Annotated in this window: 22 protein-coding genes, 2 tRNA genes and 1 other RNA gene; 12 read left to right on the top strand and 13 right to left on the bottom strand. The window is 70.6% G+C overall.

Features of this window, described 5'->3' with window-relative positions:
- Window positions 1–43 precede the first annotated feature (43 nt).
- The 7 genes from ACSHXC_RS18890 to ACSHXC_RS18860 all read right to left on the bottom strand — a co-directional run bounded on the left by ACSHXC_RS18890 (window position 44) and on the right by ACSHXC_RS18860 (window position 3,685).
- Entirely contained in the window at window positions 44–919 is an 876-nt protein-coding gene (locus ACSHXC_RS18890) for an RNA polymerase sigma factor SigF (protein ID WP_438292676.1), read from the bottom strand.
- A 221-nt stretch (window positions 920–1,140) separates the two neighbouring features.
- Complete coding sequence (locus ACSHXC_RS18885; RefSeq protein WP_438292675.1) at window positions 1,141–1,434, bottom strand: Dabb family protein; 294 nt, start codon at window positions 1,432–1,434, stop codon at window positions 1,141–1,143.
- Between the two features lie 43 nt (window positions 1,435–1,477).
- Window positions 1,478–1,639 (bottom strand): hypothetical protein, encoded by a 162-nt coding sequence (locus tag ACSHXC_RS18880; protein WP_189965863.1) that lies wholly within the window; start codon window positions 1,637–1,639, stop codon window positions 1,478–1,480.
- Between the two features lie 435 nt (window positions 1,640–2,074).
- A tRNA-Ser gene (locus tag ACSHXC_RS18875) sits at window positions 2,075–2,159 on the bottom strand.
- A 58-nt stretch (window positions 2,160–2,217) separates the two neighbouring features.
- Window positions 2,218–2,646 carry a tRNA adenosine(34) deaminase TadA gene (tadA, locus tag ACSHXC_RS18870; protein WP_438296689.1) on the bottom strand — a complete coding sequence of 143 codons (429 nt, stop codon included), beginning with the start codon at window positions 2,644–2,646 and terminating at the stop codon, window positions 2,218–2,220.
- A gap of 44 nt (window positions 2,647–2,690) precedes the next feature.
- On the bottom strand, window positions 2,691–3,233 hold the full coding sequence (locus tag ACSHXC_RS18865; protein ID WP_438296687.1) for a tRNA adenosine deaminase-associated protein: 543 nt from the start codon (window positions 3,231–3,233) through the stop codon (window positions 2,691–2,693).
- A gap of 272 nt (window positions 3,234–3,505) precedes the next feature.
- Window positions 3,506–3,685, bottom strand: coding sequence for a hypothetical protein (locus ACSHXC_RS18860; RefSeq protein ID WP_189965864.1), 180 nt, complete (start codon window positions 3,683–3,685; stop codon window positions 3,506–3,508).
- 123 nt (window positions 3,686–3,808) lie between these two features.
- Between ACSHXC_RS18860 and upp the strand changes: the two genes are divergently transcribed.
- Window positions 3,809–4,444, top strand: a complete 636-nt coding sequence (gene upp, locus ACSHXC_RS18855) for a uracil phosphoribosyltransferase (protein ID WP_114038765.1) — start codon at window positions 3,809–3,811, stop codon at window positions 4,442–4,444.
- A 28-nt stretch (window positions 4,445–4,472) separates the two neighbouring features.
- Here upp and ACSHXC_RS18850 read toward each other — a convergent pair whose 3' ends face one another.
- Together ACSHXC_RS18850 and ACSHXC_RS18845 are read right to left on the bottom strand one after the other, a co-directional pair.
- On the bottom strand, window positions 4,473–5,072 hold the full coding sequence (locus ACSHXC_RS18850) for a LytR C-terminal domain-containing protein (protein ID WP_438296685.1): 600 nt from the start codon (window positions 5,070–5,072) through the stop codon (window positions 4,473–4,475).
- A 137-nt stretch (window positions 5,073–5,209) separates the two neighbouring features.
- Window positions 5,210–5,506: a type II toxin-antitoxin system VapB family antitoxin gene (locus ACSHXC_RS18845; protein WP_053725882.1), complete on the bottom strand. Its 297-nt coding sequence runs from the start codon at window positions 5,504–5,506 to the stop codon at window positions 5,210–5,212.
- A 288-nt stretch (window positions 5,507–5,794) separates the two neighbouring features.
- On the opposite strand from ACSHXC_RS18845, the gene ACSHXC_RS18840 reads away from it, so the two are divergent.
- On the top strand, window positions 5,795–7,276 hold the full coding sequence (locus tag ACSHXC_RS18840) for a helicase HerA-like domain-containing protein (protein WP_438296683.1): 1,482 nt from the start codon (window positions 5,795–5,797) through the stop codon (window positions 7,274–7,276).
- 407 nt (window positions 7,277–7,683) lie between these two features.
- Here ACSHXC_RS18840 and ACSHXC_RS18835 read toward each other — a convergent pair whose 3' ends face one another.
- A complete protein-coding gene (locus ACSHXC_RS18835) occupies window positions 7,684–8,262 on the bottom strand; it encodes an HhH-GPD-type base excision DNA repair protein (protein WP_438292674.1) in 579 nt (192 codons plus the stop codon).
- 296 nt (window positions 8,263–8,558) lie between these two features.
- Between ACSHXC_RS18835 and ACSHXC_RS18830 the strand changes: the two genes are divergently transcribed.
- The 5 genes from ACSHXC_RS18830 (at window position 8,559) to ACSHXC_RS18810 (ending at window position 15,125) form a co-directional block, all read left to right on the top strand.
- The gene (locus tag ACSHXC_RS18830; protein WP_438292673.1) at window positions 8,559–10,841 is read left to right on the top strand and encodes a terpene synthase family protein; all 2,283 of its coding nucleotides are present in this window, start codon (window positions 8,559–8,561) and stop codon (window positions 10,839–10,841) included.
- A gap of 42 nt (window positions 10,842–10,883) precedes the next feature.
- Window positions 10,884–11,807 (top strand): cation diffusion facilitator family transporter, encoded by a 924-nt coding sequence (locus tag ACSHXC_RS18825; protein WP_438292672.1) that lies wholly within the window; start codon window positions 10,884–10,886, stop codon window positions 11,805–11,807.
- Between the two features lie 78 nt (window positions 11,808–11,885).
- Entirely contained in the window at window positions 11,886–12,713 is an 828-nt protein-coding gene (locus ACSHXC_RS18820) for an SDR family oxidoreductase (protein ID WP_438292671.1), read from the top strand.
- Between the two features lie 143 nt (window positions 12,714–12,856).
- Window positions 12,857–14,386, top strand: coding sequence for an alpha/beta hydrolase (locus ACSHXC_RS18815; RefSeq protein ID WP_438292670.1), 1,530 nt, complete (start codon window positions 12,857–12,859; stop codon window positions 14,384–14,386).
- Between the two features lie 73 nt (window positions 14,387–14,459).
- Window positions 14,460–15,125 (top strand): GNAT family N-acetyltransferase, encoded by a 666-nt coding sequence (locus tag ACSHXC_RS18810; RefSeq protein ID WP_438292669.1) that lies wholly within the window; start codon window positions 14,460–14,462, stop codon window positions 15,123–15,125.
- Between the two features lie 68 nt (window positions 15,126–15,193).
- Here the strand turns inward: ACSHXC_RS18810 and ACSHXC_RS18805 are convergent, their stop codons facing one another.
- Complete coding sequence (locus ACSHXC_RS18805) at window positions 15,194–16,396, bottom strand: hypothetical protein (protein ID WP_438292668.1); 1,203 nt, start codon at window positions 16,394–16,396, stop codon at window positions 15,194–15,196.
- 491 nt (window positions 16,397–16,887) lie between these two features.
- Here ACSHXC_RS18805 and ACSHXC_RS18800 point away from each other — a divergent pair, with 491 nt between their 5' ends.
- Together ACSHXC_RS18800 and ACSHXC_RS18795 are read left to right on the top strand one after the other, a co-directional pair.
- Window positions 16,888–17,409 (top strand): response regulator, encoded by a 522-nt coding sequence (locus tag ACSHXC_RS18800; protein ID WP_438292667.1) that lies wholly within the window; start codon window positions 16,888–16,890, stop codon window positions 17,407–17,409.
- Between the two features lie 245 nt (window positions 17,410–17,654).
- On the top strand, window positions 17,655–18,038 hold the full coding sequence (locus tag ACSHXC_RS18795) for an STAS domain-containing protein (RefSeq protein WP_438292666.1): 384 nt from the start codon (window positions 17,655–17,657) through the stop codon (window positions 18,036–18,038).
- Between the two features lie 84 nt (window positions 18,039–18,122).
- On the opposite strand, the gene ACSHXC_RS18790 is transcribed toward ACSHXC_RS18795, so the two are convergent.
- Complete coding sequence (locus ACSHXC_RS18790; protein WP_438292665.1) at window positions 18,123–18,788, bottom strand: hypothetical protein; 666 nt, start codon at window positions 18,786–18,788, stop codon at window positions 18,123–18,125.
- A gap of 38 nt (window positions 18,789–18,826) precedes the next feature.
- Here ACSHXC_RS18790 and ACSHXC_RS18785 point away from each other — a divergent pair, with 38 nt between their 5' ends.
- The gene (locus ACSHXC_RS18785; protein ID WP_438292664.1) at window positions 18,827–20,680 is read left to right on the top strand and encodes a TIR domain-containing protein; all 1,854 of its coding nucleotides are present in this window, start codon (window positions 18,827–18,829) and stop codon (window positions 20,678–20,680) included.
- 169 nt (window positions 20,681–20,849) lie between these two features.
- Here ACSHXC_RS18785 and ACSHXC_RS18780 read toward each other — a convergent pair.
- Window positions 20,850–20,937: transfer RNA gene (locus tag ACSHXC_RS18780), tRNA-Ser, on the bottom strand.
- Window positions 20,938–21,008: 71 nt separating this feature from the next.
- On the opposite strand from ACSHXC_RS18780, the gene ffs reads away from it, so the two are divergent.
- Both ffs and ACSHXC_RS18770 read left to right on the top strand, forming a co-directional pair.
- An RNA gene (ffs, locus tag ACSHXC_RS18775) (signal recognition particle sRNA small type) lies at window positions 21,009–21,107 on the top strand.
- 114 nt (window positions 21,108–21,221) lie between these two features.
- Window positions 21,222–23,462, top strand: a complete 2,241-nt coding sequence (locus ACSHXC_RS18770) for a DNA polymerase III subunit gamma and tau (RefSeq protein WP_438292663.1) — start codon at window positions 21,222–21,224, stop codon at window positions 23,460–23,462.
- Window positions 23,463–23,482 lie beyond the last annotated feature (20 nt).

Here is a 23,482-nt window from a genome sequence, read left to right as displayed (position 1 = left end):
TTTTTTACCGGCCCGAGACGGGAGCCCGGCTCACTCGAACCGGTTATGCGTCGATTCGATTTGCGGATCGAAGTCGGGCGAAGCTCCTGGCGAGGAGCCTTGACACATGCATCTGCGACACTCCCAATTCCTGACTGATCTGGGACTGCGTCAGATTGCTGTAATAGCGGAGCATCAGGATCCGCTGTTCGCGTTCGGGCAGTTGTACGAGAAGGTGGCGGACCAGATCGCGGTGTTCGACACCGGCGAGCGCGGGGTCCTCGTAACCGAGCCGGTCGAGCAGGCCGGGCAGCCCGTCGCCCTCCTGGGCGGCCTCCAGGGAGGTCGCGTGGTACGAGCGGCCCGCCTCGATGCAGGCGAGCACCTCGTCCTCGCCGATCCTGAGCCGCTCGGCGATCTCGGCGGTGGTGGGGGAGCGGCCGTGCAGGGTCGTGAGGTCCTCGGTGGCGCCGTTCACCTGCACCCAGAGCTCGTGCAGGCGGCGCGGGACGTGCACGGTGCGGACGTTGTCGCGGAAGTAGCGCTTGATCTCGCCGACGACGGTGGGCATCGCGAAGGTGGGGAACTGGACGCCGCGGTCCGGGTCGAAACGGTCGATCGCGTTGATCAGTCCGATCGTGCCGACCTGGACGACGTCCTCCATGGGTTCGTTGCGGGAGCGGAAGCGGGAGGCCGCGTACCGCACCAGCGGCAGGTTGGCCTCGATCAGCGCCCCGCGCACCCGGCCGTGCTCCGGGGTGCCCGGCGTGAGCTCCTTGAGCTGGCCGAAAAGCACCTGGGTGAGGGCGCGGGTGTCGGCGCCCCTGGTGGACGTTCTGGCGGGGCCCCTGGGGCCCTCCGAGGAGTCCTGGGCGGGCACTTCGGGGGCGTCCTGCGGCTCGTTCTGGGGCGGCGCTTGAGGCGTAGTACTGGCCGGCACGGTCACGCCACCCCTTAGTCCTCGGTCAACTCATCCGTCAAAAGCGGTCATAGCATCACAAGACATGTCCAGTATGTGCAAGCACCGTATAACCACGTGTTGAGGGCAAGTTGGGGCATATGGCCCCTGCTTGAGGGTGAATGGGGGCACGAAAAAGCCCCGCACCTCTCAGGTGCGGGGCCGGGCTGCGTACCGGATCCGTCAGAGGACCGGGGGCCCGCTCAGAACGGGTAGTCGGCGATCACCCAGGTGGCGAACTCGCGCCACTGGCCGGCCGCGGCCTGGTGCGCGGGGTGCTCCAGGTACCGCTTCAGAGCGTCCGCGTCCGCCACGGCGGAGTTGATGGCGAAGTCGTACGCGATCGGCCGGTCGGTGATGTTCCAGGCGCACTCCCAGAACTCGATCTCGGGCACGATCCCGTCGAGCTCCCGGAAGGCCTTCACACCGGCGACCACACGCTCGTCGTCGCGCTCGACGCCCTCGTTGAGCTTGAACAGGACCAGGTGGCGGATCATGAGTTCTCCTACGACTGCGTCTGTTGCGACAGGGTGGACGGGTTCAACGGACCAGGTTGGTCATGAACTCTCCGACGCCCTTGGCCGCGCTGGATATGCCCTCGAACCCGGTCTGGACCATCCCGGCGGCCTGCACCGGCGACGTGATGATCGTGTACAGCACGAAAACCACGGCGATGTAGAGCAGGACCTTCTTGACGTCCACTGTGCCTTGCCCCTCCCCGGCGACGGCGTTACCCCTGTGCGGTCGGGTGAGTCTAACCGCCGCTTGGCCGGTACTCACCCGGCCTTTAAGGACCAAGGGCCTGATGATCGGGGCCCTTTGCCCGACGGTAAGGACGTGACGGGAGAGCAGGATGGTTCTTGAGCCCACCACATCTGGCAGGAATGCGGCGGGCGAGGAACAGGACCTCACTGCGGGGTCCGCGCCGCGAGCTTCCCCCCTGACTGCGGCGCAGGACTTGCAGGTTCTGTTCTCGTCGGGGGGAGCGGCTTGTCCCCCCGATGCCGCTCCCCCCGTCCTGACGTCGAAGCCCCGGTCTCCCCCGACCGGGGCTTCTTCGCGTTCGGGCTGCGTCCGTACGGCCTCGTGGACCGGGTACGCAAGAAGGGCCCCGACGCTGTCGGGGCCCTTCGGAAGCGGTAGCGGAGGGATTTGAACCCTCGGTGAGTTTCCCCACACTCGCTTTCGAGGCGAGCTCCTTCGGCCGCTCGGACACGCTACCGAGAGAGAGCTTAGCCCAAGGTGGGCCGTGGTTTGAAATCGGTTCTGCGAGAGCTGGGTCACCGTTGCCGGAAGAAGGCCGTCAGCTGCGCCGAGCACTCCTCCTCAAGGACGCCCGCGATCACCTCGGGGCGGTGGTTGAGGCGCTGGTCGCGTATGAGGTCCCACAGCGAACCGGCCGCGCCCGCCTTCTCGTCGCGGGCTCCGTAGACGACCCTCTCGATCCGGGACTGCACGATGGCGCCCGCGCACATCACGCACGGCTCCAGGGTGACGACGAGCGTGCAGCCGGTCAGCCGCCACTCGCCCGTCTTGTGAGCCGCGCGCCGGATCGCGAGGACTTCCGCGTGCGCGGTCGGATCGCCGGTCGCCTCGCGTTCGTTGTGCCCGGCCGCGAGGAAGGCGCCGTCCGGGGCCAGCAGGACCGCGCCGACCGGCACATCGCCGGCCGACTCGGCCTGTGCGGCCCCGGCCAGGGCGGAGCGCATCGGCTCCGCCCACCGCTCGCGTACGGGATCGTGCGGGTGGAGCACTAGCGGACGGCCTCCAGGACCTCGGCCGCACCCAGCGCGTCCGCGATCGTCACGAGGGCGTCGCCGTCGAGCGCCAGGAGGCGGCGCTCGCTCACCCCGAGGTCGGCGAGGATCGCGCTCTCGCCGAGCGGCCCGGCCGGTGCGGCGCCGTCCGACAGGTCGTCGCCGCCCACCTCGTCCGCGGCCGCTTCGTCCTCGTAGCCGTCCTCCGTGCCGTCGAGGTCAAGGGTGTCCAGCTCGTCCTCCTCGTCGTCCTGGTCGTGGCCGAGCAGTTCGTCGGTGAGCATGGCCCCGTACGAGGAGCGGGCGGCGACGGCGGCGTTCGAGACGAAGACGCGCGGGTCCTCCTCGCCGTCGACGCGGACGACGCCGAACCAGGCGTCCTCCTGCTCGATGAAGACGAGCACCGTGTCGTCGGCCCCGTCGGCTGCTGCTTCCCGGGCCAGGTCGGCCAGATCCGACAGCGTCTCCACATCGTCGAGCTCTGTGTCGCTCGCTTCCCACCCGTCTTCGGTGCGCGCGAGCAGTGCGGCGAAGTACACCGTGACTCTCCCACTGGTCATAGGCGTGCCGGTTGGGGGTCCCCCCGGCTGTGGCTTCATTCGGAATCGTGGCAGAAAACACCGCCGTTGCGAGAGTTCTTCCGCGGTTGCGTTTTTCCGGTCGTCGCGAACGCGGGGTTCGACCCCTCGTGATCACGGGGTCTGACGCACCGTGATCACGAAGTGCGACGCGCCGGGACCACGGGTCCGGGCCGCCACGGCCAAGGGCTCCCGATCGCCGTGATCACGGGCCCGGGGCGCCGTTTCGCGGCTCACCAGCGGAAGGTCCGCATGCGCATGGCCTGGCGCATCCGGGCGGCCCGGGCGCGCCGGGGCTGGACCCGGTCGCGCAGCGCTTTCGCCTCGTGCAGTTCGCGCAGGAACTGGGCGCGCCGCCGCCGGCGATCCGCGTCGCTCTCCGGTTGCCGCTCGTCGTCGTGCTCGTCCGGCATTGGCTCACACCGCCCCGGGTCGTCTCCTGCCTCCCACCTTCCCCCCGTTCGGGTGCTTGACGCCAGCGCCGAAGAGCAGCAGGTGGGACGCGGGGCCGCTACGCCCCGGTTACTGTGGACGTCATGCGGATCCATGTTGTCGACCACCCTCTCGTGGCGCACAAGCTCACCACGCTGCGCGACAAGCGCACCGACTCCCCGACCTTCCGGCGGCTCGCCGACGAGCTGGTCACCCTGCTCGCCTACGAGGCCACCCGGGACGTGCGCACCGAGCAGGTGGACATCGAGACCCCGGTGACGCCGACGACGGGCGTGAAGCTCTCGTACCCGCGTCCCCTGGTGGTCCCGATCCTGCGGGCGGGTCTCGGCATGCTCGACGGCATGGTGCGCCTGCTGCCGACCGCCGAGGTGGGCTTCCTCGGCATGATCCGCAACGAGGAGACCCTGGAGGCCTCCACGTACGCGACCCGCATGCCCGAGGACCTCTCGGGCCGCCAGGTGTACGTCCTGGACCCGATGCTGGCGACCGGCGGCACGCTGGTGGCGGCCATCCGCGAGCTGATCAAGCGCGGCGCCGACGACGTCACGGCCGTGGTGCTGCTCGCCGCCCCCGAGGGCGTCGAGGTCATGGAGCGCGAGCTGGCGGGCACGCCGGTGACCGTGGTGACCGCCTCGGTCGACGAGCGCCTGAACGAGCACGGCTACATCGTGCCGGGCCTGGGCGACGCGGGCGACCGCATGTACGGGACCGCCGACTAGGTCCCTTCAAAGGGCTCTTGGAAGGTTCTCAGCACGTCCCCGAGGGCGCGGGTGCGGGCTTGGCCAGGGCGGCCAGGGCCGTGTCCGCGTCCTTAGGCGTGTTCAGGTCGGCAAACGTCGTCCCCAGAATCAGATCGACGTCCGGCGTGTTGCGCGTGTCGGTCTTCTGCGCGGCGCCCTTGAGCTGGGTGCCGAGTACGGAGAAGGGGCCGCGGGTGGCTGCGGCGGCGCCGAGCAGTATTCCGTTGCCCGGGACCTTCTTGTCGTACTCCCCGGGCGCGTTGCCGACCTTGCCGATCGCGAAGCCGCGCTTCTTCAGCTCGTCGGCGACCGACTTGGCCAGGCCCGCGCGCTCGGTCGCGTTGTAGACGTTGACGGTGATCTGGGCGGGTTTGGGCAGCGCCTGGGGGGCGCCCGAGGCGCCGGGTGTGGGGCAGTCCTTCTTGTGGTCCGCGGCAGCATGCGACTTCCCGCCGCCGCCGAACACGTCGATGAGCTGGATCGTTCCCCAGCCGATCAGGCCGAGGGCCACGATCGCGCCGACCAGCGCGAGGATCAGCCGGCCGCGCTTTCGGGGACGTCGCATCCGCGGGTAAGTGTCACCCTTGATGCGGTACTTTCCGCCCATGCCGGGGGGAGTGAGCATGCTCATAGGCGCAGGGTAGTGCCGACCCGTGATGATGCCTACTAAATGATCAACGGTTGGCGCGCGTGTGCGCCCGTATGCGCCTCAAAGGGTCCGAAAGGCTCATCCGGCTGTCGGACTCAGTCCATTTCGAGTACGCGGGCGTGCAGAACCTGGCGCTGCTGGAGCGCCGCCCGAACCGCCCGGTGAAGCCCGTCCTCCAGGTAGAGGTCGCCCTGCCACTTCACGACATGCGCGAAGAGGTCGCCGTAGAACGTGGAGTCCTCCGCGAGGAGGGTCTCCAGGTCGAGCTGCCCCTTGGTGGTCACGAGCTGATCGAGCCGGACCGGGCGCGGCGCGACATCCGCCCACTGCCGGGTGCTTTCCCGGCCGTGGTCGGGATAGGGCCGCCCGCTTCCGATGCGCTTGAAGATCACACGGAAAGCCTACCGGGCGAGCGGCTCCGGGCGCAGCCATGGGGCGCGAGTGCAATCCTGGGCAAGACCCAGCAAATCAGATGCAACCCGACGCGGGGGGCCGTCATGACCGACAGCGACCGGACGGCGGCCGCGCCCGAGCCCATGGGCGCCGGCGGGCCGGATGAAACCGGAGCGCGGGTTCGGAACCCGGAGCCCGCCGATCCGTCCGCGCCCCCTCCGGCCTCCACCTCGCTGCCACCGCCCGCCGCCGAGATCGCCGCCGGCTACGGCTTCACGGGCCCCGCGATGGAGTTGGGCGCGTTGCTCTGGGACGGCCAGTGCCTCCCGGACGCACCGGTCCGTATCCCGCTCTCCATGCTCAACCGGCACGGCCTGGTCGCCGGGGCCACCGGCACCGGCAAGACCAAGACCCTCCAGCTCATCGCCGAGCAGCTCTCCGCCAACGGCGTGCCGGTCTTCCTGGCCGACGTGAAGGGCGACGTGTCGGGCATCTCGGCCCCCGGCAAGCCCGGCGACAAGGTGGCCGAACGGTCCGCGCAGGTCGGCCAGGACTGGGAGGCGGCGGGCTTCCCCTGCGAGTTCTACGGCCTCGGCGGCATCGGCCCGGGCATCCCGCTGCGCGCGACGGTCACGAGTTTCGGCCCGGTTCTCCTGTCGAAAGTGCTGCAACTCAATCAGACCCAGGAGCAGTCACTGGGCCTGATCTTCCATTACGCGGACAGCAAGGGCCTGGAGCTGTACGACCTGAAGGACCTGAAAGCGGTGGTCGGCTTCCTGGTCTCGGACGCGGGAAAGCCGGAACTCAAGGGAATCGGCGGCCTGTCATCAGCCACCGCCGGGGTGATCCTCCGCTCGGTCACGGCGTTCGAGCAGCAGGGGGCGGAATCGTTCTTCGGTGAGCCGGAATTCGACACGAGCGAGCTGCTGCGGCTGGCCCCGGACGGGAGGGGCCTGGTATCGGTACTGGAGCTGCCGGCCGTCCAGGACAAACCCCAGCTGTTCTCCACCTTCCTGATGTGGCTGCTCGCCGACCTCTTCCAGAAGCTGCCTGAGGTCGGGGACGTGGATCGGCCCAAACTCGTCTTCTTCTTCGACGAGGCGCATCTGCTGTTCAGCGGCGCGTCGAAGGCGTTCCTGGAGTCGATCACGCAGACGGTACGGCTGATCCGCTCCAAGGGCGTGGGCATCTTCTTCGTGACCCAGACCCCCAAAGACGTCCCCGGCGACGTCCTCGCCCAGCTCGGCAACCGCGTCCAGCACGCGCTGAGAGCCTTCACCCCGGACGACGCGAAGGCCCTGAAGGCGACGGTACGGACCTTCCCGAACTCCCCCTACGACCTCGAAGAAGTCCTGACCGGGCTCGGCACGGGCGAGGCGGTCATCACCGTACTGAGCGAGAACGGCGCGCCGACCCCGGTCGCGGCGACGCGCCTGAGGGCCCCGCAGTCCTTGATGGCCCCCGTGGACGCGGCGGCCCTGGAGGCGGCAGTCAAGTCCTCTCTCCTGTACGCCCGTTACGCGGAACCGGTGGACCGCGAGTCGGCCTTCGAGAAGCTGTCGGCGGCGGAACAGGCGAGGGAAGCGGCGTCGGTACAGGCCGCACTGGACGCTCCGTCCGAAAAGGGTTCGGCGCGTCCCAGGAAGCAGGATGCGTCGCTCGCGGAGCAGGTGGTGGGGAGCGGGATTTTTCGCTCACTGGCGAGGTCGGTGGGGACGCAGCTGGGGCGGGAGATTTCACGTTCGATCTTTGGGACGCGGAGGAGGTAGGGAGAGGGGGCAGGGGGCAGGGGGCAGGGTGTTCTGCTGGGATCCCCCCACCCCGCCCCTTCCCCAGACCCTCCGGGGGAGTGGGGATGCCTTCGGCCCGGTGGCCGGCTCGGCACTGGGGGCGCCGCCCCCAGACCCCGCTCCTCAAGCGCCGGAGGGGCTGAGATCTGCCGCTGCGCGGGGTGCCCGGTGGGTGAGGTTGCTGAGGGGCGAAGCCCTGCCGCGAGGGGTAGAGCCCCTCGTAGGGGTCGGGGGCGGAGCCCCAGGGTTCGGCCCTCCCGACCCCCTGCGCGGGCGGGTCGGTGGGGCCCCGGGGTCTGGGGCGGTGGCCCAGGAGGTTGGGCCTGCCGGTGCTGCTGGGCCACCGGCGGGCCGGTTCCCCGGGGGGCCCAGAACCCCCAGACCGCTCACTTCCCCCGCGCCGCCGCCTTCGCCTCCTGTTTGTACGCCCGTACCTTCGTCAGCGACTCCGGCCCGGTGATGTCGGCCACGGAGCGGAAGCAGTTCGCCTCGCCGTAGGGCCCGGCCGCCTCGCGCCACCCCTTCGGCCGGACCCCGAGCTGCTTGCCCAGGAGCGCGAGGAAGATCTTCGCCTTCTGCTCGCCGAACCCGGGCAGTGCCTTGAGGCGGGCCAGGAGCTCGGCGCCGGTCCCGACCCCCGTCCACACCCCCGCCGCGTCACCCCCGTACTCCTCGACGAGGAACTGGCAGAGCTGCTGGATGCGCTTGGCCATGGACCCCGGGTAGCGGTGTACGGCCGGCTTCTCCTTGAGGATCTCCGCGAAGGCCTCGGGGTCGTACGCGGCGATGGCCCCGGCGTCGAGATCGTCCGCCCCCATGCGCCGGGCGATCGTGTACGGGCCGGAGAACGCCCATTCCATGGGGACCTGCTGGTCGAGCAGCATGCCGACCAGCGCGGCCAGCGGGCTGCGGCCGAGCAGCTCGTCGGCCTCGGGCTGCTGGGCGAGCCGAAGGGGTGTGTTCATGCCTAGATGATCGACGGCCGAAGGCGTCGGCGCACGCGGACACCGCCGCACGCGAACTCCACCGCGCACAGACACAGCCGCACGCGGCCCCCACCCGGCGACAGAGGGCCCGTTCGAATCGGCTCGCGCTTCGCATCACGCTTTCGTATGACAGACCTGAGGCCCCCGAATGCCCGTGGCCCGGCCGGGTAGTTCGGCTCGGACCATCACGTGCGTATCAAGCATGTGCGTACCGGCCATGTGCGTATCAGCCATGTGCATATCGGGCACGTGCGTATCCAGGAGGAGCCACCGCAGTGAGCCAGCCTTTTGTCCTGCCGGATTTCTATCTGCCGTATCCGGCCAGGCTCAATCCCCATCTGGAGTCCGCCAGAGCGCATTCCCGCACCTGGGCCCGGCAGATGGGCATGCTGGAGGGCTCCGGGATCTGGGAGCTGAAGGACCTCGACGCGCACGACTACGCGCTGCTCTGCTCGTACACCCACCCCGACTGCGACGCGGAGCAGCTCGCCCTGGTCACCGACTGGTACGTGTGGGTGTTCTTCTTCGACGACCACTTCCTGGAGATGTTCAAACGGACCCTGGACCGCAAGGGCGGCAAGGAGTACCTCGACCGCCTGCCCGCGTTCATGCCGATGGACCTCGCCGACGGGTTCCCCGAGGCGACCAACCCGGTCGAGGCGGGCCTCGCCGACCTGTGGGCGCGCACCGTCCCGTCGATGACGCAGGCGTGGCGCGAGCGCTTCGCCATCAGCACCCGCAACCTGCTCAACGAGTCGCTGTGGGAACTCGCCAACATCAACGCGGGGCGGATCGCCAACCCCGTCGAGTACATCGAGATGCGCCGCAAGGTGGGCGGCGCACCCTGGTCCGCCGGTCTCATCGAGTACGCCGCGAACGCCGAACTCCCCGCCTGCGTAGCCGGGTCGAGGCCGCTCAGGGTCCTCACCGACGCCTTCGCCGATGGCGTCCACCTGCGCAACGACCTCTTCTCCTACCAGCGCGAGGTCGAGGACGAGGGCGAACTCAGCAATGGCGTATTGGTACTTGAGACCTTTCTCGGGTGCACGACGCAGGAGGCCGCAGAGGCCGTCAACGATCTGCTGACCTCGCGGATCCAGCAGTTCGAGAACACCGCGCTCACCGAAGTCCCCGCCCTGTGCCTGGAGAAGGGCCTCACGCCGGACCAGTGCGCGGGCGTCGCGGCGTATGTCAAGGGGCTCCAGGACTGGCAGTCCGGCGGCCACGAGTGGCACATGCGCTCCAGCCGCTACATGAACGAGGACGCCGTCGTCGGTCCCTCCCTCTTCGGCGGGGTGCTCGGCACCTCGGCGCTCGACGTCACCACACTGTTCGGGCGCCCGGCCGCCGCCCGGCAGCGCAGCTTCACGCACGTACCGATGCAGAAGGTCGGCCCGTCGCTGCTGCCCGAGTTCGATGTGCCGTACCCACTGTCGCTCAGCCCACATGTGGCCCGCGCACGTGTGGCGTCCCTCGACTGGGCGGAGCGTATGGGGCTGCTCCACGACATCTGGGACAAGGAGAAGCTGGCGGGCTACGACTTCGCGCTCTGCTCCGCCGGACTCGACCCCGACGCGACCCCGGAGGAGCTGGAACTCAGCGCCCAGTGGCTGACCTGGGGCACGTACGGCGACGACTACTACCCGCTGATCTACGGGCGCCCGCGCAACCTGGCCGGGGCGCGGGCGAACAACGAGCGGCTCTCCGCGTGCATGCCGGTCGACGAGCCCGAGGCCGGGCTCCCGCTGGCCCGGACCCCCATGGAGCGCGGCCTCGCCGACCTGTGGGCACGCACCGCAGGACCGATGTCCCCCGAGGCCCGCGCCGCGTTCCGCCGGTCCGTCGAATTCATGCTGGAGAGCTGGCTCTGGGAGCTGCACAACCAGGCCCAGCACCGCATCCCCGACCCCGTCGACTACATCGAGATGCGCCGGAACACCTTCGGCTCCGACCTCACCATGAGCCTCTCCCGGCTCCGCCACGCGGGCCAACTGCCGCCCGGGATCCACGAGAGCGGCCCCATCCGCAGCCTGGAGAACGCGGCGGCCGACTACTGCTGCCTCCTCAACGACGTCTTCTCGTACCAGAAGGAGATCGAGTACGAGGGCGAGCTGCACAACGGCATCCTGGTCGTGCAGAACTTCTTCAACTGCGACTACCCGACGGGCCTGCGCATCGTCGACGACCTGATGCGCTCGCGGCTGCGCCAGTTCCAGCACGTCATCGAGAACGAACTGCCCGTTCTTTACGAGGACTTCGAGCTGGACGAGCACGGGCGGGCGGTGCTCGACACCTACGTGGCCGAACTCCAGGACTGGATCGCGGGCATCCTGAACTGGCATCTCTCGGTACGCCGCTATGGCGCCGAGGACCTCCCGGAAGCCCTGCCGCATGGCAGCCACCCCCATACCGCGGCTCAGACGGGGGCGGCCCCGGGGTGGATGCGGCCCACCGGGACGGGGACCTCGGCGGACCGGGTGCGGCTGCCCGAGGTGCCGGCGGCGGTCGTGCCTTCACTGGCGGTCGTGCCTTCAGTGGCGGGAGCCCACACCTCGTGATCCTCTAATGTGCGGGGGCCACACCCACACGAGGAGGCGCGCATGGGACACGACCACGGCGCGCCCTCCGCCGCATCCGGCACGCTCAGCGGCACGTACCGCAAGCGGCTCCTGTGGACCATCGGCATCAGCGCGTCGATCACCCTCATCCAGGTGGTCGGCGCGCTGCTTTCCGGCAGCCTCGCGCTGCTCGCCGACGCCGCGCACAGCCTCACCGACGCGATCGGGGTGTCCCTCGCACTGGGCGCGATCACGCTCGCCCAGCGCGCCCCGACGCCGCGCCGGACCTTCGGCTTCTACCGGGTGGAGATCCTCTCGGCGGTCCTGAACGCCCTGCTTCTCGCCGCGATCTTCGTCTGGGTGCTGTGGTCGGCGATCCGCCGCTTCAGCGAGCCGGTCGAGGTCAAGGGCGGGCTGATGTTCGCGGTCGCGGTGGGCGGGCTCGCCGCGAACCTCGTGGGCCTGTGGCTGCTCAAGGATGCCAAGGACAAGAGCCTCAACCTGCGCGGCGCCTATCTGGAGGTGCTCGGCGACGCACTGGGCTCGGTCGCGGTGATCGTGGGCGGCCTGGTCATCCTGTTCACCGGCTGGCAGGCCGCCGACCCGATCGCCTCCATCGTCATCGGGCTGCTGATCGTGCCGAGGACGTACGGACTGCTGCGCGACGCCCTGCACGTCCTGATGGAGGCGGCCCCGGACGACGTCGACCTCGCCGAGGTGCGCCGCCACCTCCTCGACGAGCCGAGTGTGGTCGACGTACATGATCTGCACGGTTGGACGGTGACTTCCGGGATGCCTGTGCTCACCGCACATGTGGTGGTGAAGGAGGCCGCCCTGGACGGCGGGTACGGGGCACTGCTCACCCGGCTCCAGAGCTGCGTGGGGGACCACTTCGACGTGGCCCACTCCACGATCCAGCTGGAACCCGAGGGCCACAGCGAGGCCGCGGAATCCCTCCACACCTGATCGTCAGCGGTGTGTGTCATGGACGACGTGTTCACGGATGACGTGTCACAGCTGACGGGGCTGTCCCGTCCCCTGGGCATGAACCACACAGACGCGAACCACATCAATGCCGACGGCACCAGCACCCTGGACATCGCCGTCGCCGGAGGCACCGGCACGCTGGGCCGCCATGTCGTCGAGGAGCTGCGGGCACGCGGGCACAACGTGCGGGTACTGAGCCGGAGTTCGGCCGAGTACCCGGTCGACCTGTCCACGGGCAAGGGCCTGGAGGCTGCGCTCGCGGGCTGCGACGTAGTGGTCGACGCCGCGAACTCCGTCTCCCCGCGCACCATGCGCGCCACCCTCGTGGACGGTACGAAACACCTGGTCGCGGCGGAGCGCGCGGCCGGCGTGGGCCACCACGTGTGCGTGTCGATCGTGGGCTGCGACCGGGTGCCGATGCCGTACTACAAGGTCAAGGTGGCCCAGGAGGACGCCGTCATGGCGGGCCCGGTGCCGTGGACGATTGTGCGGGCCACGCAGTTCCACGAGCTGATCGCGGGAGTGTTCAAGGCGACGGCCCGGGCCCGCGTCCTGCTCGCGTCGAAGAGTGTGATCACGCAGCCGATCGCCGCCGTGGAAGCCGCCCGGGCCGTCGCGGACGCGGCCGAGGCCGCCCCGCGCCGCCGCCGTATCGAGGCGGCGGGACCGGAGCGGACCGACCTGCACGCCCTGGCCGCGACCTGGCGCGCCGCCACGGCGCGCCGCGCCGTCCTCCTGCCCGCCCCCGTCCCCGGCCGCATGGGCCGAGCCCTCCGAGCCGGCCACCTCGCCTCCACCCACCCCGACGTCCAGGGGGCCGTGGGCTTCGCGGAGTGGCTGGGGGAGCAGTCACAGAGGGGCTACGGAGTGCGACCGGTGCGATAGGTGTCGCGCCTGGGGTGCGCCCCAACGCGGCGGAGCCGCACGATGCCACGGCCCGGGAGCGGCCAGCCCCCACTCAAATCGCCGCATATCCCGCAAAGCGCTTAGCCTGAACGAGGGACTCGGCCTCCTGGAAGGGAGAGCCCATGCTCGCGAGACGTGCAATCGCAGCCGGGGCCGGCGCAGCGACCCTCGTGCTCATCGGCCCCGCGGCCGGACCCCGCGCCGCCGGGCCGGATCCGGATCTGAGCCGGTTCTACCAGCAGAAGATCGGCTGGGAACCGTGCAAGCCCACCGAGGGCCAGACCGGTGAACTCCTCGATTCCGTAAGGGAGATGGAGTGCAGCACCCTCAGCGTGCCGGTCGACTACGGGGACCTCGGCAAGGGGGCCATATCGCTGGCGCTGGCCCGTTTCAAGACCGCGGCACACGGTAAGGACCGCATGGGCTCCGTCGTCTTCAACTTCGGCGGACCCGGCGCCTCCGGGGTCGACGGCCTGGCCGCGTTCCGCGCCGAGGCCGCCGGGATCGGCAAGCACTACGACCTGGTGAGCTTCGACCCGCGCGGCGTCGCGCGCAGCTCCCCCGTGCGCTGCGGCGGCGAGGACGAGCCGGCGCAACTGGAGGGCGAGAGCCGGCACGCGCCGGACACGGGGGCCGCCGCGGTCGCCGAGGCGGAGCGGGTCGCCAAGGCCTGCCGCCAGAAGACCGGCCCGGTCCTCGACCACGTCGGCACCATCAACGCCTCCCGCGACATGGACGTACTGCGCCAGGTGCTCGGCGACAAGAAGCTCAACTACCTGGGGATTTCGTACGGGACACGGCTCGGCGCTGTCTATGCGAGCCAGTTCCCGAAGAAGACCGGGCGGATGGCCCTCGATGCCGTCGACACCCTGCAGGGCAGCGCCGAGCAGGACGCGCTGGTGCAGACGAAGGGGTTCCAGAAGGCGCTCGACGCGTTCTTCGTGGGCTGCGCCCAGCGGAACTGCGAGCTCGGCACCAGCCCGGCGGAGGTCAGGGCGACCTTCGAGACGGCGGTCGCGAAACTCGCCGACGGCAACGTGGTGACGGGTGCCGACGACCGGGACTTCACCGGCGACGACCTGCAGAGCGCGGTCCAGGCCGCCCTCTACAGCCAGGCCGCCTGGCCCACGCTGTCCGCGGGGATCGCCGCCCTCCTTCAGGAGGACGACCCCACCGTTCTCGCCTCGCTGAACGAGGGCATGGACTACGCGCCCGCCGACAACTCCGACGAGGCGATGCTCGCGATCAACTGCGCGGACGATCCGGTGCGGCCGGCCGACCCGGCGAAGGAGTTCGATTCCGTACAGAAGCAACTCGCCGAGGAATCACCGTACTTCGGGCCCGGCTCGGCCGGGCGTGCCGTCGCCTGCGCGGGCTGGCCGACGGGCACCGACTACATCCGCCGGATAGACCATCCCGGTGCGCCCAAGATCCTGGTCGTGGGCGGCAAGGGCGACCCGGCGACGCCGTACCCATGGGCCCAGGACACAGCGAAACGGCTCGGTTCCGGTGTCCTGATGACATACGAGGGCGAGGGGCACGGGGCGTACTCCGCCTCTCAGTGCATCCGCGCCAAGGTGGATGCCTTCTTCGCGAACGGCACGGTGCCGGAGGAGGGAACGAGCTGCCCGGCGGAGGTCCCGGACGAGTAGGGTGCCCGGCGATAATCCGGTGGCTCGGGCCTGCGGCAAATGGAACGATCGGCAGCATATGGATACCCCACACATGTCTCCCGACCACACGTCTCCCGGCCACACAACGCCCGCCGACATGGCGGACCTGGCCGACAAGGCCTCTGGCGCCACGTCGTCCCCGCACATGGCTTCCGCCCCGCACATGGCTTCCGCCCCGCACATGGCTTCCGGCAACACCTGGAGAACGCGGCCCGAGGCGGCTGCGGACGGGGCCGACGCGGCGGACAGGGCAGCCGTACGGGCCGTGAACCTGGCCGCGTTCCCCACCGCGGACGAGGCCGACCTCGTGGACGCGCTGCGGGACGACCCGGCGTGGATCCCCGGCCTTTCGATGGTGGCCGAGACGCGGGACGGCACGGTCGTGGGCCACGCCCTGCTGACCCGGTGCCGGGTCGGCGACGCCCCGGCGCTGGCCCTCGCGCCGGTCGCGGTGGCGCCCGAGTACCAGCGCACGGGCGCCGGTTCCGCAGCGGTGCGGGCCGCGCTCGATGCCGCCCGGGAGCTGGGTGAGGACCTGGTCCTGGTACTCGGCCACCCGGACTACTACCCCCGCTTCGGCTTCACTCCGGCCTCCGGCCTCGGTATCCGGGCCCCCTTCGACGTACCGGACGAGGCGATGATGGCGCTCCGGCTGCGGCCGGACGGGGCGGCCGCCCCGACGGGAGTGATCCGCTACCCCGCGCCGTTCGGGGTGTAGGGGCCCACGGGGCTCGGTGCCGTTCAGGCGTAGGGCCGACCTCCATATGGGCTGCCGCTCTGTGGACGCTACGCCCACAGAGCGGTGCAGCTCGCCCGCAGCTGCACCTCCGCAGGACGCCTGAGCGCACCCAACACCAAAGCGGTGTAACGCTGTTCGGTCACCACATAGACCGGCGTCGCCCCATCCCGGCACTCCACCACCTGCGCGCCGGGGGCGGGCCGGGGGCCCGGGTCGGTCCAGTACGGCGGACGGACCCGAACGGCCGTCAGGGTGCGCGGCACGGGACGGCGGGCGATGCGACCGGCCGGATCGGGGGTGGCGGCGAGCAGCCCCGGAGCGGCCACCAGATGACCGAACTCCTCGTAGCTGTACGGGACTTCGCCGAAGATCGTGCCAGGGAAGCACTGCTCGCCGAGCGGGATCAGCGGGGTCACCTTGATCGTGTCGGTGGTGCGCCGATGGTGGCGGCGCGCCAGCCAGACGGCCCCGGCGAGCAGCGGCACGGCCCCGACCGCCGTGAGCAGCAGAGCGGTCGGCACCCCGCCGGTGACCCACGGCGTACCGAAGGCGAAGCACGAGATGAGCAGCACCGACGCCAGCGGCACGGTGATCCGCCAGGGCTCGTGCGCGGGCGGTTCGGCGGGCCGGACCCAGCAGTACGCGCTGCGCAGGCACGCCCCGCCCACGGAGAGCAGCACGAGCGCCGCGGCCAGCGGCAGCCGGTAGCCGCCCCGCGGATCCGCCGTCGTGTACTGGCGCAGGCCCCGGAACTCGACGTACCTGATCTCGCCGCGCCAGTACGTGAGGTGGAGCGCGGCGCCGGGTCGCACGGCGGCGAACACCGGCGTGCGGCCGTCCATCTTGACGCGCCGCGGCACCCCCGCGGCGGGCCGCGCTGCTGAACTTGCCCTCAGTGGACCGGACTTGAGCCGCCCCGGCAGCACCCCGGGCCCCTCCTGGAGGTGGCCGATACCCAGCCAGTAGTACGTCGAGCGGTGTTTGTGGTCGGCCGTGGCGGAGGTCACCGTGGCCGTGACGGTGCGTCTGCACTCCGTGGAGACCTCGGCGACCGGGCAGCCGGCCGCCGACGCGAACGCCCGCTCCTCGTCGAGCGTGCGGGGCACGGTGGCGAGGAGCAGCCAGCCGGCGACGAGCACGAGTACGGCGCCGATCACCGCGGGGGTGAGGGCGGCCGAGTGGTCGCGGGCCGACGGGGGTCCCCCCTGCTCGAACGAAGTGAAGAGCATGGGGGAGGCGGGTGTGTTCATCGCTCGCCGTTCCTGGCCGCGTACCGTACGAAAGGGGATGACGGGATCATCATCCGGTCATTCTGGAGGCTGATCGGTATCAAGTTCCGCACAGTGAACGGTGGTTCAGGCGGCAGGAAGCCGGGCTTCCGCGTCCGCTGCAAGCGGATCTTGGGGTTTTCGCAGCTCCGACGGGCCCCGGATCCGAGTGGCAGGGGTTCACCCATAGGTGTGAGCAGGGCGGGACATGAGCCAGTGGCACGTGCGTGTCGGCACCCCGTGTCGCCAAGAGGGGCGGAACGGGCATTGTCGACACCCTGATGTTCCGGGGCGCTCGGTGCGAGAATTCGGTCCACACGAGTCAGCCGAACACTATGTACGGACAGACCCGGCCATGCACGCCACATGTGCATCCCCCACATGCACACCACAGTGGTGCTCCCCGACTGCGTACGAGCGGCCGCGAACGGGCATATGCCTATCCGGCGCTCCCGAGTGAAGGTGATGGGGCCATGTCCGCGGACATGAAGGTGCTACTGGTCGACGACCACGAGGACAACCTGTTCGCCATGGAGAGCATCCTCGCGCCGCTCGGATATCCGCTCGAGCTCGCGACCAGCGGGGACGCCGCCCTCAAGGCCGCGCTGCACGGGGGAATAGCGGTCGCCATCCTCGATGTCGTGATGCCGGGCGTGAGCGGTCTGGACGTGGCCCGCTATCTGAGCCGCCTGACGCAGACGCAGCTGATCCCCGTCATCCTGGTGACCGGCATGGGCCAGGACAGCGAAATGGCCTCCCAGGCACTGCACTTGGGTGTCGCCGACTACCTGATCAAGCCCATCGACCCCTGGGCCCTGCGCATCAAGGTCCAGTACCTGTACCGCACGAGCACCCTCCTGACCGGCCCCGCTTCCCGCGCCCGCGGCCCCCGCAACCACCCGGCGGAACCGGCCCAGCTCCCCGCCAGACGCCGCCAGTTACGCCCCACGGAGACGATCCGCGTCCCCCGCCAGTCGGAGGAACCACCACTGTGAGGCGAAGCATGATGAATCGGGTACGTACGGGTACGTAAGGGGCTGGGCAGGTCCGGTCAACTCCGGTCGGAAGCGGGTCGGATGGGCGACAAACGGGCATGATGAAAGGACGCCACGAGCAGTGCGGCCCCGGACCCTGGCGGCTCTGCTCTGCTTCCGGCGCTGGGGAGTGGCCGGCCGGCCCGTGTGCTGTCCGTCCGCCCCGAAGGGATCGTTTTCCCGAGGGGATCGTTGGGGGGTTTCTCATGCGTGCCGATGTGTCCGGGTTCGGCCTGTGGGATCGGGCGGCGGAAACGGCCACCGTCCTGGAGTTGTTCGGGGAGATCGACATCGAGGCGCGGCTTGTCCTCGGCCCCGCGGTGGAGCGAATGATCGACCGGGAAGCGCCGGAAGTGGTGGTCGATCTGCGTCCGGTCACGTTCATGGACGCGGGCGGCCTGCGGCTCCTCGACGAGATCCAGGACGACGTGGCCGCACGAGGCGGCACCCTGCGGCTGGTCCGCGGGAGGCGCAGCGTCATGCGGCTGTTCCGGCTCACCGGCCTGGACTCCGCCTTCACCGTCCTCGACCGCCTCCCACCGCCCCTGACGGACGGCGACCACGAACTCGCCCTGCCCGGCGGGCCCTGAGGCCTGGTCGACCATGGGGGCGCGTCCGATGAGCTGCACACCGCCCGCGGCGCCGACCTCGGCAGGACGCCGTACTACCCCTGATCAGCGGGGGGGGGTGCCCCCAACGGGCCCCTCGCCATCACGCCGGCCCGGGTGGTCCGGCGGCGTGGGCGGCTGCAGTGGTGCACGAGCCGGCGGAGGCAGGGGCGGTCTGGGCACCGGCAGATCGATCAGATCGCCCACCTCGGCCACCTGTTGCAGCGTTCGTGCCAGTGAATGCAGTGCCTGACGGGTGGTGTCCAGCTGCCGCCGCAACTCGTCTGCTTCGGGCCAGGCCCGCTCGTAACTCACCGGATCCGTGCCCTCCGGCCGCAGCGCCTCATACGCCGCGAGCCGTGGATGCCACACCGTCAGCAGTGGCCGCAGGACGCGGTTGAGCGTCACCATCGCCAGCACGCCGAAGGTGAGCCGGCCCTGTGGCACCGGCGGTGCGACGGCCGGGCCGTGTTTGTGCAGGATGCCGCGGGTGACGTCATAGAGGGAGTACAGCGAGGTGAGCGCCTCGCGCAGCACACCCTCGTCCCGTTCCAGCGGAACGACCGCGACCCGGCTGGCCAGTTGGAAGTAGAGCTCCCAGGCGGCCGTGCGCTCGGCGTCCGCAGGCTCCCAGATGCCCGTCACCTCGCCGACGAACGGGATCGTCAGTTTCGCCGTGACCTGCGAAGGTCCCGTACGCCCGCGCCGCGGCGCCTCGCCGGACTGCGTCATGATCGCCTCCCCGGTTCCCCACAGTAGGGTATGGCACCGTGTGGGACGTCTTCCTCAGCTACAGCCGCAAAGACGCCGGGCAAGTCCGTCGACTCCACGAGGAGCTCATTGCGGTCGGGCTGAAGGTGTTCACGGACGAGTCCGCGGTCGCCGGATTCGCCGGCATCAGCGACACCATCCGTTGCGCGCTCGCCGACTCCCGCGTCCTGCTGGCGTACTACTCCCTCGGCTACCCCGAACGCCCCGCCTGTCAGTGGGAGCTGACCGCCGCGTTCCTCGCGGGCCTCGGCGAGGGCGATCCGCGCCGCCGCGTCCTGGTGGTCAACCCCGAACCGGACACCGCGCACATCCACCCGGTGGAGCTGCGCGACACCCGGCACGGCGAACCGGAGACCCTGGTCCAGGATGTGCTGGCGCACCTGCGGCAGGTGCCCGGCCCCATGCGGCTGGACGCCGCGCCCCCACGCGTGCACGGCGATCTGCCCGCCGCGGTGGGGGAGTTCACGGGCAGGCTGCCCGAACTGTGGCGCCTGCACAGTGCCCTGCACGCCCAGGAGGCACCCCTCGTCACCGGCCGCACCTCGGCCGGCCCCGTGCAGCTGCGCGGCATGCCGGGCATCGGCAAGACCCGGCTCGCACGGGAGTACGCGCTGCGGTTCGGCACCGTGTTCCCCGGCGGCGTGCACTGGGTACGCGCCGGCGCCCCGCAGCCGCCGCAGGCACCCGACGGCCCTTGTCTGTACGTCGTGGACGACGTGCCCCACGGCCTGTCACCGCGCGCCGTCACGGAGCTCACGGCTCCGCACCCCCTGGTCCGCACGCTGCTCATCACCCGCAGCCGCGCCTATGGGGGACACGGCGAACACCTCGATCTGGAACCACTCCCCGAAGCGGCGGCCGCCGCCCTCGCCGGCGCTTCCGAGCTCGCCGATGCCGCCGCGGGACACCCCGGGGCACTCGGACTGCTCGGCCGTGCGGTGGCCGCCGGTCAGAGTCCCGCGGCCCTGGCCAGCCGGCTGTACGAACCGGGACGCTCCCTGCTCGACATCCTCGCCGGCGACGAGGTCACGGCGGACCACGTGCGCGACGCCCTGACCGCACCCGCCGAGGCCCAGGATGTGCTGCGCTGCGCACTCGCCCTGTCCCCGCTTCCGGCCACCGCCGAGACCGTGGCCACCGTCCTCGCCTCGGCCGACCGGCTGCCACGTGCCGTTGCCCTGCGCCGCGCGAGCGCCGGTCTGGCCGAACTGACCGCCCGCGGACTGCTCACGCCCGTCCCGCATCACCTGCACCCGATCACGGCGCACTCCTGGCTCCACCACGAAGGCGACTCGGCCCGCGCGGAGACACTGCGCCGCGCGGTCCTCTCCAGCCTGGGAGCCACGGCCACTACGCTGGACAGCCCCGGACTCCCGGTTCCCGGCGTACGGAAGGAGAGCATGCCGATGAGGGTCACAGAGGCCGAGCGGATGGCCGCCTTCGACCTGCAGGTCGAGCTGGTGAGCCGCATCGGCGTACAGCAACTCCCCGCCGACAGCGGCAGTCTGCGCGAGGCGCTCACCTCCCTGAACAGCCTGTTCCCGTTCACCCGCGACACGCTCCGCCGCTACAGCATCGGCCTGGAGCCGGGGCCGGCCCCCAGCGTCCAGTCGGTGGCGCATGACCTCCTGAACGAGGTTCTCCGCCCCTTCATGACGCGCTGGCACCCCCTCCTCACGGCCTGGGAGGCCCACCGCCCGACGCACGTCAGCCCGCTCGACCACGAGCGCACCTGGCCCCAGGCCGAGGCGTTCCGCACGGACCTGGGCGCCCTGCAGGAGCCCCTCCGAGCCGTGACGGCATCCCTTGCGGAGATCTCGGGAGCGGAGTTCGGGATCTCGACCGGGGTCTGAGCGCTGCCCAAAGGAGCGCGGGATGAGCATGCGTACGGAGCTCATCCCGTTCCGGTGCGGGTGCAGCCGAGACCAGGACCGAGACCACAAACGTCGAACCGAGACCACAAACGTCGATGGGCCCCACCGCGAACGGTGGGGCCCATCGACATCGTGCCCGGTGAGGCACTGGCGGAGGATACGAGATTCGAACTCGTGAGGGGTTGCCCCCAACACGCTTTCCAAGCGTGCGCCCTAGGCCACTAGGCGAATCCTCCGCGGCAAACAATACAAGACGTTGAGGGGTGCTCGCGAACTCGTTCCCACGTCAGGGATCGGGTACCCTGTGCGGAGCCCCTCACGTGGCGCTATCTGACTGAACTCCCCCAGGGCCGGAAGGCAGCAAGGGTAGGTTGGCTCTGGCGGGTGCGTGGGGGGCGCTTGATTTTGTGGGGCGGGGGACTTCGTTTCCCCTGGGTGGGGCGCTGTTTCGGCAGGTGCGCGGTGGCCGGAGCGCCGTCGGCGGGGCCGGTTGTCAGTGGGCCCCGATAACCTCGTATGCGTGTCGTCCCTTGCGCTGTACCGCCGCTACCGCCCCGAGTCGTTCGCCGAGGTCATCGGGCAGGAGCATGTCACCGACCCGCTGCAGCAGGCGCTGCGGAACAACCGGGTCAATCACGCGTACCTGTTCAGCGGGCCGCGTGGCTGCGGCAAGACGACCAGTGCCCGGATTCTTGCCAGATGTCTCAATTGTGAGCAGGGTCCGACGCCCACGCCCTGCGGGGAGTGCCAGTCCTGCCGGGATCTCGCGCGCAACGGACCGGGTTCCATCGATGTGATCGAGATCGACGCCGCTTCGCACGGTGGTGTCGACGACGCCCGTGAGCTGCGCGAGAAGGCCTTCTTCGGGCCCGCGTCCAGCCGGTACAAGATCTACATCATCGACGAGGCGCACATGGTGACCTCGGCCGGCTTCAACGCCCTCCTGAAGGTCGTCGAGGAGCCGCCGGAGCACCTCAAGTTCATCTTCGCCACCACCGAGCCCGAGAAGGTCATCGGGACCATTCGGTCGCGTACGCATCACTATCCCTTCCGTCTTGTGCCGCCGGGCACGCTTCGGGAGTACCTCGGGGACGTCTGCGGTCGCGAGGGCATTCCCGTCGAGGACGGCGTGCTGCCGCTCGTCGTGCGGGCCGGGGCCGGGTCCGTGCGTGACTCCATGTCGGTCATGGACCAGCTGCTCGCCGGTGCCGCCGAGGACGGTGTGACGTACGCCATGGCCACCGCCCTGCTCGGGTACACCGATGGGTCTCTGCTCGATTCCGTTGTCGATGCCTTCGCGGCGGGCGATGGTGCTGCCGCGTTCGAGGTGGTCGATCGCGTTATCGAGGGCGGTAACGATCCCCGTCGCTTCGTTGCCGATCTGCTGGAGCGGTTGCGGGATCTTGTCATCCTCGCCGCCGTTCCCGACGCCGGGGAGAAGGGGCTCATCGACGCCCCCGCCGATGTCGTCGAGCGGATGCAGGCGCAGGCCTCGGTGTTCGGGGCCGCCGAGCTGAGCCGGGCCGCCGATCTCGTCAACGCCGGGCTCACCGAGATGCGCGGGGCCACCTCGCCCCGGCTCCAGCTCGAATTGATCTGCGCCCGGGTGCTGCTGCCCGCCGCGTACGACGACGAGCGCTCGCTCCAGGCCCGTATCGACCGCCTTGAGCGCGGGGCCAACTTCCAGGCGGCGCCTGCCGGTGGGCTCGCCATGGGATACGTGCCCGGGCCCGAGGCGCATGCGCCGATGCAGGGCGGCCCCGGCGGGCCCGAGGCTGCTCGGGCTGCTGTGCGGGGTGCGGGGGCGGGGGGGCCGGCGCCCGTGGGCGGGCCCGCCCACTCGGGGCCCGTCGCGCCTCCCGTTCCGCCGGTCCAGCAGGCGCCCGTGCAGCAGCCCCCTGTGCAGCAGCCTGCTCAGCAGGCGCCCGCCGTTCAGCCCCAGCCGGCGCAGCCCGCTCAGCAGAGTTCTGCCGGGGCCTGGCCGTCCGCTGCCGCGCCCGGGCAGGGGGGCGGCCGTCCCGGGGCGTGGCCCGGCGCGTCGTCCCCCGCGCCTTCCGCCGGCGCCTGGCCCTCGGCCACGCCCGCCTCCGAGCCCGCCCCGGCTCCCGCCGCGCCCCCCGCTCCCGCCGAGCAGGCGCCCGCCCCGGCCCCCGCCGCCCAGGGCAACGCCCTGCAGGTGCGCAACATGTGGCCGGACATTCTGGAGGCCGTCAAGAACAAGCGGCGCTTCACCTGGATCCTGCTCAGTCAGAACGCGCAGGTGGCCGGCTTCGACGGCACCACTGTCCAGCTCGGCTTCATCAACGCGGGCGCCCGTGACAACTTCGCGAGCAGCGGCAGCGAGGACGTGCTGCGCAGCGTGCTCTCCGAGCGGTTCGGGGTGCAGTGGAAGGTCGAGGCGATCATCGACCCGTCCGGCGGCACCCAGCCCCCGCCCGCCGCGGGCAACTTCGGCGGAGGCCCGTCCCGGCCCCCGTCCCCGCCCGTCCAGCAGTACCAGCCGCCGCAGGCCTCCCCGCAGGCCCCCCAGCCCGCGACCCCGGCCACGCCCGCTCCCGTACAGCCCGCGCAGCAGCAGCCGCAGGCCGCCGCTCCCGTACGGCACGAGGTACGGCAGGAGGAGCCTCCGCCGGTGCGCCTTGAGGACGACACTCCGGAGGACGACGACCCGGATCTCGTGGACAACGCGCTGTCCGGGCACGACCTGATCGTGCGCGAGCTCGGGGCGACCGTGGTGGAGGAATATACGAACGAGGGGTAGGGGTCCACCTGGTGGCCCGC

It is taken from the genome of Streptomyces sp. HUAS TT7 (assembly GCF_051550175.1).
Classification (GTDB): domain Bacteria; phylum Actinomycetota; class Actinomycetes; order Streptomycetales; family Streptomycetaceae; genus Streptomyces.
Note: the sequence above shows the minus strand (reverse complement) of the source record. Positions and strands in the feature narration are given on the sequence as shown.

Coding starts and splice junctions, on each gene's coding strand:
- ACSHXC_RS18825 (WP_438292672.1), top strand. CDS start 10,884: ATGGGACACGACCACGGCGCGCCCTCCGCCGCATCCGGCACGCTCAGC.
- tadA (WP_438296689.1), bottom strand. CDS start 2,646: ATGCGCTCCGCCCTGGCCGGGGCCGCACAGGCCGAGTCGGCCGGCGAT.
- upp (WP_114038765.1), top strand. CDS start 3,809: ATGCGGATCCATGTTGTCGACCACCCTCTCGTGGCGCACAAGCTCACC.
- ACSHXC_RS18805 (WP_438292668.1), bottom strand. CDS start 16,396: ATGAACACACCCGCCTCCCCCATGCTCTTCACTTCGTTCGAGCAGGGG.
- ACSHXC_RS18815 (WP_438292670.1), top strand. CDS start 12,857: ATGCTCGCGAGACGTGCAATCGCAGCCGGGGCCGGCGCAGCGACCCTC.
- ACSHXC_RS18860 (WP_189965864.1), bottom strand. CDS start 3,685: ATGCCGGACGAGCACGACGACGAGCGGCAACCGGAGAGCGACGCGGAT.
- ACSHXC_RS18835 (WP_438292674.1), bottom strand. CDS start 8,262: ATGAACACACCCCTTCGGCTCGCCCAGCAGCCCGAGGCCGACGAGCTG.
- ACSHXC_RS18840 (WP_438296683.1), top strand. CDS start 5,795: ATGGAGTTGGGCGCGTTGCTCTGGGACGGCCAGTGCCTCCCGGACGCA.
- ACSHXC_RS18790 (WP_438292665.1), bottom strand. CDS start 18,788: ATGACGCAGTCCGGCGAGGCGCCGCGGCGCGGGCGTACGGGACCTTCG.
- ACSHXC_RS18800 (WP_438292667.1), top strand. CDS start 16,888: ATGTCCGCGGACATGAAGGTGCTACTGGTCGACGACCACGAGGACAAC.
- ACSHXC_RS18795 (WP_438292666.1), top strand. CDS start 17,655: ATGCGTGCCGATGTGTCCGGGTTCGGCCTGTGGGATCGGGCGGCGGAA.
- ACSHXC_RS18885 (WP_438292675.1), bottom strand. CDS start 1,434: ATGATCCGCCACCTGGTCCTGTTCAAGCTCAACGAGGGCGTCGAGCGC.
- ACSHXC_RS18810 (WP_438292669.1), top strand. CDS start 14,460: ATGTCTCCCGACCACACGTCTCCCGGCCACACAACGCCCGCCGACATG.
- ACSHXC_RS18820 (WP_438292671.1), top strand. CDS start 11,886: ATGAACCACACAGACGCGAACCACATCAATGCCGACGGCACCAGCACC.
- ACSHXC_RS18850 (WP_438296685.1), bottom strand. CDS start 5,072: ATGGGCGGAAAGTACCGCATCAAGGGTGACACTTACCCGCGGATGCGA.